Here is a 13,189-nt window from a genome sequence, read left to right as displayed (position 1 = left end):
ATCAACCATTTCCTAGCTAGTCAGCCAGTTCTTGCTCGTATGGCAGGTTCGACGACTGCGTCTGCGAGTACGGAACGTTCTGCGGAATGAAATCCACATCCGAGCCGGGCTTGCTGTAGTCGTAGGGCCAACGGTATACAGCGGGAATCTCACCGGGCCAGTTGCCGTGGCCGGGCTCGATGGGCGTAGTCCACTCCAGCGTAGTCGAGTTCCAGGGGTTCTGGGTAGCACGACGGCCACGGAAGATGCTGTAGAAGAAGTTGAAGATGAAAATGAACTGACCAAGGAAGGCGATGATGGCCGCAATCGAGATGAACTTGTTCATGTCAGCGAACTGCGAGAAAGCATCAAAGCCGGTCCAAGCGTAGTAACGACGGGGGAAACCGGCGATACCAACGTAGTGCATCGGCATGAACACCAGATAAACACCGCAGAACGTCAACCAGAAGTGGATATAACCCAGCTTCTCGTCCATCATCCGACCGAACATCTTCGGGAACCAATGATAAACCCCGGCAAACAAGCCGAAGAATGCCGAGCTACCCATTACCAAGTGGAAGTGAGCTACCACGAAGTAAGTGTTGTGCATCTGGATATCGAGCGTAGCGTTACCAAGGATAATACCCGTCAGACCACCCGAGATAAACAGCGACACGAAGCCGATAGAGAACAGCATAGCGGCTGTGAAACGGATGTTACCGCGCCACAGCGTGGCCAGCCAGTTGAACACTTTCACGCCCGAAGGCACGGCGATAATCAGCGTCAGGAACATGAAAACCGAACCCAAGAAGGGGTTCATGCCCGTCACGAACATGTGGTGAGCCCACACAACGAACGACAGCAGTGAGATACCAATCAGCGAACCAATCATGGCGCGGTAGCCAAAGATGGGCTTGCGAGCATTGGTCGACAAGACTTCCGATACCATGCCCATAGCCGGCATGATTACGATGTATACCTCGGGGTGCCCCAGGAACCAGAATAAGTGCTGGAACAATACCGGCGAACCACCCTGGTTGCTCAACGCCTGACCAGCGATATAGATATCCGACAGGAAGAACGAGGTACCAAAAGAGCGGTCGAACACCAGCAGCAGAGCCGCCGAGAACAGAACCGGGAACGACAGAATACCGAGGATAGCCGTCAGGAAGAAGGCCCAGATGGTAAGCGGCAATTTGCTCATGCTCATGCCACGGGTACGCAGGTTGATAACCGTAGTAACGTAGTTAACACCACCTAGCAGCTGCGATACGATGAAGAACACCATGCTCACCAGCCACAGCGTCATGCCCGCGCCGGAGCCGGGGATGGCTTGCGGCAGTGCGCTCAGCGGCGGGTAGATTGTCCAGCCAGCTGCTGCTGGGCCGGTTTCAATGAAGAGTGAGGAGAACATGATAACGCTCGACAGGAAGAAGAACCAGTACGAGAGCATGTTCATAAAGCCCGAAGCCATGTCGCGGGCACCCACTTGCAGCGGAATGAGGAAGTTCGAGAATGTACCGCTCAAGCCAGCAGTCAGCACGAAGAATACCATGATGGTACCGTGCATCGTCACCAGTGCGAGGTAGAACTCAGGGTTCAGTTTACCAGCCTGAATCCAGCCACCGAGGACCGGCTTCAGCCACTCCATCGTGCCTTCGGGCCAGCCGAGCTGCAAACGGAAGAGGCTAGACAGGGTACCACCAAGGATGGCCCAGAACATACCCGTAATCAGGAACTGCTTGGCAATTTGCTTGTGGTCCTGGCTGAACACGTACTTCCACAGCCAATGCTGGTCGTGGTGCTCGTGGTCATGGTCATCGTGGTGCAGGTGGTCGCCGTGCTCGGTAGCCGGCACCGGAGCGGAACCAATACCGCCTTGCGTTTGCACGCCCGGAGAAAGATTGGGTTTGGGTGTCATGTCTGACATAGCGGAATACCGTTAGTAGTTATTAGTAAGAAGCGGCCAAAGGCACGGGAGCAGCTTCTATTTCCTTAGGCGCGGCAGCAACAGGAGTAACCATCGTTTTGGCCTTCTGTTTGAAAGCAGCCAGCACATCAGGATTCTTTTGAGCGAATGATTGCTGAGCGGCATACCAGTTCTGGTAATCGTCTGGCTCATCCACAATCACAGTAGCTTTCATGGCGAAGTGGCTACCACCGCACACCTGGTTGCAAGCCAGTTCATAGTTGAACTTGGGGTTGCCCAGTTTAGCACGCATCTCATCGGTCGTGGTAGTGGGTGTGAACCAGAAACGGGTCGGCATACCGGGCACAGCGTACATCTGCACGCGGAAATGCGGCATGTAAACAGCGTGCAGCACGTCGCGCGAACGAATCTTAATCAACACCGGAACGCCTTTGGGAACGTGGATTTCGTTGGTCGTGAAGTCGTCCAGCGAAGACTTGTCGCTCAAGTCGAAACCCCACTCGTTCACGGCATCAATCATGCGGTAGTTGATTACACCCAGCTTCATGTCGCGGCCGGGATAGCGCACCAGCCAGTTGAACTGCTTGCCCATTACTTCAACCACCACCGAGTTCTTCGGTGCGGGGCCGGTGATGCGGGTCCAGGCCTTCCAGCCGGCGAAAATCAGCGAAGCCATAACGATGGCCGGGATAATCGTCCAGATAACTTCAATCGTGTTGTTGTGCGCGAAGAAGTACGCGCGACGGCCTTCCTTGTGCTGATATTTATAGGAATACCAGAACAGCAACGCCTGCGTGATAGCAAATGCCACCCCAATCACTGCCATCGTAATCCAGAACATGCGCTCCATCTGGTGGCCATGCACCGAAGCAATGGGCGGATTCATTTTGCTGAAATTCTCAACAAACGAATAGGCAAACCACGCGCCGCCACCAATCAGGAAAACCAGCATCAGAATAGCGTTAACGCTATTGCTCATGCCAATGTCGCGGGTGAAAGTCCCCGAGAAAATAGAGGTAAAAATCTGCAGGCGAAACAGCAGGCCGAATACGACCAACAGCAGCACCAACACCAGCAAAATGGTAAGAGCAGTCATTGAGTTTTAGTATGGAGTACTAAGTATTAAGAACTGAGCGTAAGTTTTGTTAATGGCTCGCGCTCAGTTCTTCAATCTAAAGTCTAGGTAGTGTGGTGAATGCTCTCGTCGAGGAACGGGTGATTAACCGGAACCAGGGAAGCCGAAGCCAAGCGGCGCGTGAACAGAATCAGGAAGGCGCCCAGGAAAATGGCAGCAATGCCAATCTCAATCAGGAACCCGTTATCACCACGCAAAGTGCCCGGCATGAGCATCAAATAGAAATCGGACCAGTGACCGCACAGGATGGCGATAGCCACGATTTTCATGATAATCATCTGACGTTTAGCATCGCGCGTCATCAAACCCAGGAAAGGGAAAACGAAGTTGATGGCGATGTTGAAGAAGAACAGGAACGTGTAGCGGCCTTCAAAACCACCCAAACGCTGGTTGAAATACACTGCTTCTTCGGGAAGGTTTGCATACCAAATCAGCATGAACTGGGCGAACCATACATAGGTCCAGAAGATGCTGAAACCGAACATCAGCTTACCCAAATCGTGGATGTGGCTTGCGTTCAAAGCACGCAGGTAACCGGCTTGCTTCAGGAAAATAGCCGTCAGTGCGATAGCGGCGATGCCGGACACCCACCACGAAGCGAATACGTACCAGCCAAACATGGTGCTGAACCAGTGCGTGTCAACCGACATCACCCAGTCCCAAGCCGACATCGACGAGCTCACAGCGTACAACACCAGGAACAAAGCCGAAGCATTAATGCTCTTGTGGAACCAAACGGTACCGCCGTTCAGGTCCTCCTGCAACGACAGCTGACGCAGCTTCCAGCTGAAGTAAGCCCAGATGGCGAGGTAAACGATGGTGCGGATGAGGTAGAAAGGCAGGTTCAGGAAACCGCTTTTGCCAGCGATGATGGCATCGTAGTTTGGGCTGTTCTTATCCATGATACCCTCGTGGGTCCAGTGGAAGATGTCGTGACGACCAACCAGGAAAACGATGAGCATAATCACACCGCCTGGAATAACCCAAGCGCTGAGGGCTTCCGAAATGCGCTTTACCATCACCGACCAGCCGGCGTAGGCTACGTAGTTGATGGCCATAAACACCGTACCAACGGTGGATACGCCGAGGAAAAACAGGTTGCTGTGCCAAAGGCTCACAATCACGCGCTTAATTAGCACGGAATGGCCTTCTTCGTGAGCAGCACCGTGCACTGCGGCGGCATGGCCGGCAGCTTCGCTGTGCTCGGCAGCGCCCCAGCCCAATACTTGGGCAAGAATACCGAGAATGAGTACTACCACACCGGTGACGATGATGGCAATAAAGGTTTTACGGGCGCCATCCGTAACGACGAGCTGTTCAGCCGTGGCGCTTTCGTGGTGCGTCAGAGTTGCCATAGTGCGTTAGTTGGCGGTGCCGTTAGTTGCTTTGGTTTTGCCTTCGCCGGGAGTCTCGGCGCCGGTGCCAGCCTGGGCCTGCCCTACTGGGGCAGTATTGGCGGCATCTTTCGTTTCAGTCGAGTCGCTGGTGACCGTGTTTGTCGGGCCTTTAGCAATCAGCTTGCTGAGTGCGTCAGGACCTTCGCCACGCTGCAACACGTGCACATACATGGCAATTTTCCAACGCTCCTCGGGATTCACCTGCGAGCCGTGAGGCATCATGCGGTTGCGGCCCCATTCGATGACGTGGAAGATGTGACCATCGTTCATCGTCTTGTAAGCGCCCGTCGAGTAGTTCGGCACACCTTTGAAAATCTTGCCAACCGGACCTTGACCGTCACCGGCCTCACCGTGGCAGTGCATACAAATGCGCGTGTAAAGCACTTTTCCTTCTTCCAAGTTAGCCTTGGTGTATGGGAAAGGGTTGTGCAATACCCGCTCAGCAATCCGCACACTATCCTTGGGGATGTGGTCGAAATAGCTAAGTTTGCCGCGAGGGATGGTACCGTTGGCGGGAGTGCGCTCATTGATGCCGAACGAGTTCACGGTGTTAAACGTGGTTTGGCGCAACGGCTCGTAGGGGATGGATTCGTACATCTCCGGGGCGTATTCTACGCCGGGGTCGTTTCCGTCGTGGGTGCAGGCCGTGGTGGCCAGTCCCAGGGACAGCAGCAGCGCCGAAACGCGCAGGCTCAGGGTCAGCGGATGCGTCATTAGTTGTTGGTCATTTCTTTTTGGTTGACTTCCGAAGCGCCGTTGTCGCGCAGCAGTTGGGTCAGCCGGGGAAATTGCGAGCTGGTTTCATCCAATTCGATGGCCATTACGAACTTGTCGTCGGTGGCGCGTACATCCATAACCGGCACTTTGAAGCGCGGATACAGACCCGTAATCGTGAAGAAGGTGATGGCCATGCCGTGGCAGGTAAAGAACACCGTCAACTCGAAGGCTACGGGTACGAAGGCCGGTAGCGAGATGTGTGGCTTGCCACCGATAATCATCGGCCAGTCGAAACCGAGCATGTAAATCTGCATCCACAGCGCGAAGGCCAAGCCCGTCATGCCAAAGAAGAAGGCGGCGATGGGCAGGCGCGAGCGCTCGATGCCGAGGGCATCGTCAATCCCGTGAACAGGATAAGGCGAAAACACGTCGTGGATTTTCACGCCGGCGGCGCGCACGTTCTCAACGGCGTGCAGCAGTACATCCTCGTCTTCGAAGATGCCAAGGGCGAAGCGCTTAGTCATGCTGGTTGTAAGTTACGGGAGCCGAAGCAGGAGCCCCGTGGATGGCAGATTGATGAGCGTGAGCGGCGTGAGCCTTCTCGGGGTTGTAAGTCGGGCCGTTATCAACGGTGTACTTCAGGATGGTTTTCACCTCAGCCATGTTAATCACAGGGAAGAACTTGGCGAAGAGCAGGAATAGCGTGAAGAACAGGCCGAGCGTACCAACGTACAGGCCGATGTCGATAATCGAAGGCGAGAACATGGCCCAGCTCGAAGGCAGGTAGTCGCGGTGCAGCGAAGTCACGATGATTACAAAGCGCTCGAACCACATACCGATGTTCACGATGATGGACAGGATAAACGTGAGCGGGATGCTGTAACGCACGCGGCGGAACCACACCAGCTGCGGCGTAATCACGTTGCAGGTCATCATCGAAGCGTAAGCCCACCAGTAAGGACCAGTAGCACGGTTGATGAAGGCGTACTGCTCAAACTCAACCTGCGAGTACCAGGCGATGAAGAACTCCGTGATGTAAGCCACACCTACGATGGAGCCGGTTACCATCATGATTTTGTTCATCAGCGCGATGTGCTCCAGCGTGATGTAGTCTTCGAGGCGGAATACCACACGGGTAATCAGCATCAGGGTAAGCACCATGGCGAAACCCGAGAAGATAGCACCAGCCACGAAGTAGGGCGGGAAGATGGTGGTGTGCCAGCCCGGTACAACCGAGGTTGCAAAGTCCATCGATACAATGGTGTGTACCGAGAGTACGAGCGGAGTCGAAACACCAGCCAGAATCAGCGAAACGGTTTCGTAGCGCGACCAGGCTTTAGCCGAGCCTTTCCAACCGAAGCTCAGCATCGAGTAGCTGAACTTGGCGATGGGGCCTTTGGCGCGGTCACGAATCGAAGCGAAATCAGGAATCAGACCGATGTACCAGAACACCAGCGATACCGTGAAGTAAGTCGAAATGGCAAATACGTCCCAGAGCAGCGGTGAATTGAAGTTAGCCCACAGCGAACCCAGCGTGTTTTGCAGCGGGAAAACGTAGAATGCCAACCACGGACGGCCCATGTGTAACACCGGGAACATGGCGGCGCAGATTACGGCGAAGATGGTCATAGCCTCAGCCGCGCGGTTAATGGAGCTGCGCCATTTCTGACGGAACAGCAGCAGAACTGCCGAAATCAGCGTACCGGCGTGGCCGATACCTACCCACCACACGAAGTTGGTAATGTCCCAGGCCCAGTTCACGGTTTTGTTCAGGCCCCACTCGCCGATGCCGTACCATACGGTACGGTACACGGAGTAGAAGAACACCCCCAAGAAGAACAGCGCCACGCTCAGAGCAGCCATCCAACGGAGGTTGGGCTTGGCTTCGACCTGATAGCAGATGTCTTGCGTTACGTCGTGTAACGTCTTACCGCCAGTTACGAGCGGCTCGCGTACGGCTGATACGTGCTGCATAGTTGATATAGATTAAGCGTTTTCTTAAGCTTCTTTGCCGAAGAACTCCGACTCGGAATTCCGAATCTTCGTCAGGTACGTCACGTTCGGCTGCACGTTGATGGAGTCGAGCGAGTGGAAGGCGCGCTCACCATCTTCACGACGGAGGAGCTTGCTGATACGGCTGTTGGGGTCTTTCATATCACCGAACACGATGGCATCGGTGGGGCACGACTGGGCGCAAGCAGTTACAATCTCGCCATCCACCGGACGGCGCTTCTGCTTCTTGGCTTCGAGTTTGCCGAGCTGGATGCGCTGCACGCAGAACGAGCATTTCTCCATCACACCACGGGCACGCACCGTCACGTCCGGGTTCAGCACCATGCGGCCGAGGTCGGTGAACATATGGCCGTTCACGATTTCGAACTTCTCATTCGAGTAGTACGAGAACCAGTTGAAGCGACGCACTTTGTACGGGCAGTTGTTAGCGCAGTAGCGCGTGCCGATGCAACGGTTGTAGGTCATCTGGTTGAGACCTTCTGAGCTGTGCGTAGTAGCCAGTACCGGGCACACCGTTTCGCAGGGCGCGTGGTTGCACTGCTGGCACATCATCGGCTGGAAGATAACCTGCGGGTTTTCCGAAGGGTCTTCCATGGCGGCGTAAGTAGCCACCTTGCCTTTGCTCTCGAAATCAGTCTTGTGCGTGTCCGAACTGTAGTAGCGGTCGATACGCATCCAGTGCATTTCGCGGCGGTTGATGACCTGCTGCTTGCCCACTACGGCGGTGTTGTTTTCGGTCTGGCAGCCAATCACGCACGAGCCGCAGCCGATGCACGAGTTGAGGTCCACGGCCATGCCCCAGTGGTGGTTGTTGTACTGGTAGTCCTGCCACAGCGAAACTTTGCTGGGTGCTTCCATGCCGTCAGGCGTGGAAATTTTCTCGTACTCCGTTACCTCTTTGGGATTCTTTTTGTAGTTCGCCAGCGTGTTTTCCTGTACTACCGGGCGACGGTCCATCAGCGTCTGGTGCGTCTGGGTCTGCGCGATGGGCGAGGTTGCGCTCGTCTTCTCCAGCGTCACCACATTCATGTACTGAATGCCGTTGGCCGTCATGGCAAGCGGGGCAGCATTCTCCCCTACCTTGTCGCCAGCTTTGCCCGCCATCGTACGGCCGTAGCCGAGGGCGATGCTCACCGTGCCGTTGGTCTGGCCGGGCTGAATCAGCACGGGCAGTTCGATGCTGTGACCGTTAGCAGTCACTTTCACCACGTCGCCTTGCTCCCACTTATTGGCAACGGCCATGGCGCGGGGTACGGCCACATAGTTGCCCCAAGTTGCTTTCGAAATCGGGTCGGGCAGTTCCTGCAGGAAGGGGTTGTTGGCACCGCAGCCATCAGCGCTCAAGCCTACTTTTTCGTACAGGGCGAGCTCAACACCGTTCGGCTTGGCGGCACCGCTCAACTGCGAGGCAGCGGCAGCGGCGCTCATAGCCGTCATGGCGGGAGCGGCGGGCAGGGCAGTGCCCATGGCCACGCCATCGTGCACTACTTTGTCCCAGGCAGCATCCGTGGGAGTGATGCCACGCCAGTTAGCGCGCAGAAAGCGGTAATAAGTCGTGTTGTTGCCAGCCCAATGCAGCAGGCTTTCCTGCGCCTGGCGGGTGGTGAACAGCGGCGTAATCACCGGCTGCGACAGGCTGAGATAGCCGGCTTTGGGCTCGAAGTCGTTCCACGACTCCAGCCAGTGGTTGTCGGGAGCAGCGTACTGGCAAAGGCTGCCGGTTTCGTCCAGACGGTCATTGAGCGAGATGGTCAGCGGCACTTTGGCAATGCCAGCCTTCACCTTGTCGCCCATCGGGTGGTTGAACACCGGGTTAGCGTTGTAGAAAATCACGGCGCCTACGCTGCCGTTGTTCATGTCATTCACCAGCGCAGCCATACGGGCGTCGTCGCCCTGGCGAACGTTGCTCGAAGCAGCACTGATGGTGGTTCCAGCATTACCAAGGGCTTGGTTGATGGCAGTCACCAACGACTGTACGGCCGGGTCATTCGAACCAGAAACCACGAGGCCGGTGCTACCGCTGGCCTTCAGCTCAGCAGCGGCGATGGCCAGTTGCTTGCCATAAGAGGCAGAAGTTGGAACGCTGCCACCGCTGACCACGGCATTGTACAGCGCGAGAGCTACGGCACCCTGTTCCGAAGGCTTCACCGGCACGCGCACATCGGCGTTGGAGCCGGTGAGCGACATGATGGTTTCGAACTGGAAATGACGCGACATCGTGCGCTTGTCCGTGCTCACCTTGCGGTTTACTACGTACTGCTTGGCGTATTCTACCGGCGAAATCCAGGTACCGAGGAAATCGGCGTCGAGGCTCACGATGACGTTAGCCTTGCTGAAATCGTAGCCGGGAACCACGCCGCCGTTGGCTTGCAGCAGGCCGGTGGCCGACTGCGCGTCATACATTACGTGGGTGGTGTTAGGGTAGCGGGCGGCGAACTCGGCAATGGCCTTCTTCGTGCTCGGGCTGATAATTGTGTGCGACACGATGGCAATGCGGCCCGTGGTGCCCGCCAGCTTCGTGCGGATTTCCTGGTCAACCTGCTTCACCTCGGCCTTTTGGCCTTTAATGGCAAAGTGCTGCAAACGGCCACCGTCGTACAGGCTAAGCACGGCGGCTTGAGCGCGGGCCGACAGGCCGCCTTTAGTGATGGGCGACTCGGGGTTGCCTTCCAGCTTAATCGGCCGGCCTTCGCGGGACTTTACCAGTACGGCGTTGTAGTCCGAGCCAGTGAAGTAGGTGGAAGCGTAGAAGTTGGAAATGAGCGGGTCAATTTCCTCGGGCTTGTTCAGGTACGGGATGGCCTTCACTACCGGCGTTTCGCACGAAGCGAGTACGGCGGCACCTACGCCAAAGCCCATTAGCTTGAGGAAGTCGCGACGGGGAGCCGAAGTATCGTCCTTGCTCTCGTGGCTTTCCTTAACCGGCATGAACTCGGCAAAGGCCGATTGCATGAACTCCGGGGCGCTTTCCAGTTCCTCAATTCCTTTCCAGTACTTCATTTGGGAGGGTAATCAGTAATCAGTATTGGGTAGTCAGTAGTTAATAACGAGCAGGCTAGAATACTGACTACCCAGTACTCCCTACTGAAATCAGCTTATTTTAGTAGTGGCACTTCGAGCACTCGGTACCGCCGTTCGATGACACGGTGAAGGGAGCACCGGCGTTTTTCGAGTCGTGCAGCTTCACGAGGTTGTCGTAGTACTTGTTGTCCTTCGTGTTGAGTGGCATCTCGCGGTGGCAGTTGATGCACCAGCCCATGGTGAGGGCCGAATACTGGTACACCACTTCCATGTTCTGGATTGGACCGTGGCAAGTCTGGCACTGGAGGCCAGCAACTTGCGTATGCTGCGAGTGGTTGAAGTAAGCCAGGTCAGGCAGGTTGTGAATACGAACCCACTGAATCGGCTGCTTGCGCTCGATGGCGCGGTAGATTTTCTTGATTTCGGGCGACTCCGTCTTAATCTGCGAGTGGCAGTTCATACAGATGTTGGCCGAAGGAATGTTAGCCGACTTGCTCTTGTACACCGAGGTGTGGCAGTAGGCACAGTTAATCTGGTTGGTGCCGGCGTGCAGTTTGTGCGAGAAAGCAATGGGCTGCGTAGGCTGGTATCCTTGGTTCAGGCCAACGGCCATTACGCTTTGCACACCTTCATAAAGTAAAACGAGGGCGAAAACGACACCTACAATACCACGCAGCACGGGCGAGCGGTAAAACTTACCCCAGTCGAAGCGCTGCTCCAGAATTTCGATGTCGCGACCGTCGAGGTCCTTGCGGCCACGCAGCACATCCTTCATCAGGTTACCAATGATAACGAGCGTTACCACCAGCACAATCAGCACTACTACGAGGACAATCAGCAGAATGTCAACGTATTTGCCAGCACCAGCTTCGGCACCACCAGCGGCAGCCTGGCCATCAGCGGCGGCGGCATTACCAGCAGTTACACCACCAGCTACTGCAGTTGGTGCACCTTCCTGCGAAGTGATATAAGCTACAATCGAAGTCACTTCCTTGTCCGAGAGGGCGAAGGAGGGCATCTGCTGCTTGTTGAACTTGTTGAAGAGAGCTACAGCATACTCATCGCCGCTGGCTACTACTTTGCTGGAGTTCTTTACCCAAGGCAAAATCCAGGAGATGGGACGGCGCTTGGTGATGCCACCAAGGGCGGGGCCAACTACCTGCTCATTCACGGCGTGGCACTGGGCGCAGTTGCCTTTGAAAAGGGCATCGCCAGCGGCGATGGCAGCGGCGTCACCGCCACCGGCGGCCGGAGCAGCAGCGGTTGCAGGCGTAGCGGCAGCCGTGGCACCGGGTGCTACCCCTTCTTTTTTCACGGCGGCGGCATCTTGGGCCGAAGCCTGCTGGATGCCGGCAAACGTGAGCACAAACGCCAGCAACAGATGAGGTAAGGAACGGAGTCGAATGCTATTCATAAGAAAATAGACGGTAAAACGAAACGCTAGGGCATTTCAAGGCCACAAATGTAGGTCAGGAATCGTAGGCGGCAAAAACTGAAATACAATTTCCGGGCATCGGCAGCCGTTTGGATTGGCCCTTTTGCGGGCTTTTGACAATCAGGCAGACAATATTGAGCGGCAAATAGCTGAGCCGTAACGGCAACAAAAAACAACCCGCAGCCACAGGTTAGGCGGTGATTTCTAAAGCCCTAAATCGGAACTACCGGCAGCAGCTTTTGTTAACTTACGCCAGCTATTTCGATGGATATTTCTTCTTAGCTAGCGGAGTCGAACGCTTGATTTTTACCTTCCCTCCTACTCCTTATATATAGGTAGCATCGGCTGCAGTCCTTGGCAACGGAGTAGATGAGGATGTAAGTGAGTATCGGAAGCGGGATGGCTATTCGGGCAGATGAATGCATTGGCCTTGGCAATGTGCCGGAAAGTCAGTACCTTTGCGCCCCAATCATTTTTTTCACCCACAATTCACCCCCATCGTAATGGAACAAAGAAATTACGAGACGGTCTTCATCGTGACTCCCGTTTTGAACGAGAGCCAGGTGCAAGAAACGGTCGAGAAGTTCACTCAGGTGCTTAAGGAAAATAGCGCCGCCCTTTTATCCACCGAAGCCTGGGGCCTGCGCAAGCTGGCTTACCCGATTCAAAAGAAGAGCACAGGCTACTATTTCTGCCTGTCCTACACTGGCGAAGGCAACATCGTGGACGTGCTCGAACTGGCTTTCCGCCGCGACGAGCGCATCATTCGTTTCCTCACGACCGTGCTCGATAAGCACGCCGTGGAGTACAACGCCCGCCGCCGCAACGGCGAAATGAACCAGCAGAAGGCTGCCAAAGAAACCGAAGCCGTAGCCCAATAATTTAGCAACGACATGGCATCTCCCGCATTCAACCGCAACAACGACCGGTCGGCTATGAACAAGCCGCAGGACACCCGTAAGAAATACTGCCGCTTCAAGAAGAACGGTATTAAGTACGTGGACTACAAAGACCCGAACTTCCTGCTGAAGTTTGTGAACGAGCAGGGCCGCGTGCTGCCCCGTCGTCTCACTGGCACCAGCCTGAAATTCCAGCGCAAAGTGACCCAGGCCATCGCGAAGGCCCGCCACTTGGCTCTGATGCCGTACGTAGCCGACGCCCTGAAATAGACCTTAGACCTGAGAATTGAGGACTGGGGATTTAAGCGAGCAACTGCTTCCGCTGAATTCTAAGTCCTCCGTTTTCACATCTTAATCAAGACATGGAAATTATCCTCAAAGACGACGTTAAGGGCCTCGGGTACAAGAACGACATCGTGACCGTGAAATCGGGCTACGGTCGCAACTTCCTGTTGCCGCAGGGTCTGGCCATGCTGGCCGACAAGACGAACAAGAAAATCACGGCCGAAAACGTGCGTCAAGCCGCTCACAAAGCCGACAAAATCAAAGGTGACGCTCAGGCTATTGCTGACCAGATTGGTGGCATGGTGCTGGACATCCCCGCTAAGGTGGGTGAGAGCGGCAAAATCTTCGGTCGCGTAACCACCCTGCAATTGGCCGACG

Annotated in this window: 11 protein-coding genes; 3 read left to right on the top strand and 8 right to left on the bottom strand. The window is 55.4% G+C overall.

Translation table 11 applies throughout. The annotated features are described in order from the left end of the window. Positions 1 to 16: 16 nt before the first annotated feature. From AAFH49_RS16425 to AAFH49_RS16390, 8 genes are all read right to left on the bottom strand, one after another. Complete coding sequence (locus tag AAFH49_RS16425) at positions 17 to 1,837, bottom strand: cytochrome c oxidase subunit I (protein ID WP_342299905.1); 1,821 nt, start codon at positions 1,835 to 1,837, stop codon at positions 17 to 19. Between the two features lie 94 nt (positions 1,838 to 1,931). Then, a complete protein-coding gene (locus tag AAFH49_RS16420) occupies positions 1,932 to 3,005 on the bottom strand; it encodes a cytochrome c oxidase subunit II (protein ID WP_342299868.1) in 1,074 nt (357 codons plus the stop codon). An 83-nt stretch (positions 3,006 to 3,088) separates the two neighbouring features. Beyond that, positions 3,089 to 4,399 carry a quinol:cytochrome C oxidoreductase gene (locus AAFH49_RS16415; protein WP_342299867.1) on the bottom strand — a complete coding sequence of 437 codons (1,311 nt, stop codon included), beginning with the start codon at positions 4,397 to 4,399 and terminating at the stop codon, positions 3,089 to 3,091. A gap of 6 nt (positions 4,400 to 4,405) precedes the next feature. Beyond that, positions 4,406 to 5,155, bottom strand: a complete 750-nt coding sequence (locus AAFH49_RS16410; protein WP_342299866.1) for a c-type cytochrome — start codon at positions 5,153 to 5,155, stop codon at positions 4,406 to 4,408. Next, positions 5,155 to 5,682, bottom strand: coding sequence for a DUF3341 domain-containing protein (locus AAFH49_RS16405; protein ID WP_342299864.1), 528 nt, complete (start codon positions 5,680 to 5,682; stop codon positions 5,155 to 5,157). Before AAFH49_RS16405 ends, AAFH49_RS16410 begins: the two co-directional genes overlap by 1 nt. Then, positions 5,675 to 7,132: an NrfD/PsrC family molybdoenzyme membrane anchor subunit gene (gene nrfD, locus AAFH49_RS16400; protein WP_342299862.1), complete on the bottom strand. Its 1,458-nt coding sequence runs from the start codon at positions 7,130 to 7,132 to the stop codon at positions 5,675 to 5,677. Before nrfD ends, AAFH49_RS16405 begins: the two co-directional genes overlap by 8 nt. Before the next feature lie 24 nt (positions 7,133 to 7,156). After that, positions 7,157 to 10,171 (bottom strand): TAT-variant-translocated molybdopterin oxidoreductase, encoded by a 3,015-nt coding sequence (locus AAFH49_RS16395; RefSeq protein WP_342299861.1) that lies wholly within the window; start codon positions 10,169 to 10,171, stop codon positions 7,157 to 7,159. 100 nt (positions 10,172 to 10,271) lie between these two features. Next, positions 10,272 to 11,606, bottom strand: coding sequence for a cytochrome c3 family protein (locus tag AAFH49_RS16390; protein ID WP_342299860.1), 1,335 nt, complete (start codon positions 11,604 to 11,606; stop codon positions 10,272 to 10,274). A gap of 524 nt (positions 11,607 to 12,130) precedes the next feature. Here AAFH49_RS16390 and rpsF point away from each other — a divergent pair. The 3 genes from rpsF to rplI form a co-directional block, all read left to right on the top strand. Then, positions 12,131 to 12,508, top strand: a complete 378-nt coding sequence (gene rpsF / locus AAFH49_RS16385; protein ID WP_342299859.1) for a 30S ribosomal protein S6 — start codon at positions 12,131 to 12,133, stop codon at positions 12,506 to 12,508. Between the two features lie 54 nt (positions 12,509 to 12,562). Then, on the top strand, positions 12,563 to 12,796 hold the full coding sequence (gene rpsR / locus AAFH49_RS16380; protein ID WP_035561439.1) for a 30S ribosomal protein S18: 234 nt from the start codon (positions 12,563 to 12,565) through the stop codon (positions 12,794 to 12,796). A 92-nt stretch (positions 12,797 to 12,888) separates the two neighbouring features. Continuing rightward, positions 12,889 to 13,189 (top strand): 50S ribosomal protein L9 (gene rplI / locus AAFH49_RS16375; protein ID WP_342299858.1); only part of this gene is annotated, 301 nt, incomplete at its 3' end.

Origin of the sequence: Hymenobacter segetis, assembly GCF_038448715.1 — a bacterium.
Taxonomy (GTDB): Bacteria; Bacteroidota; Bacteroidia; order Cytophagales; family Hymenobacteraceae; genus Hymenobacter; species Hymenobacter segetis.
This window is presented reverse-complemented; position numbering and strand designations above follow the sequence as displayed.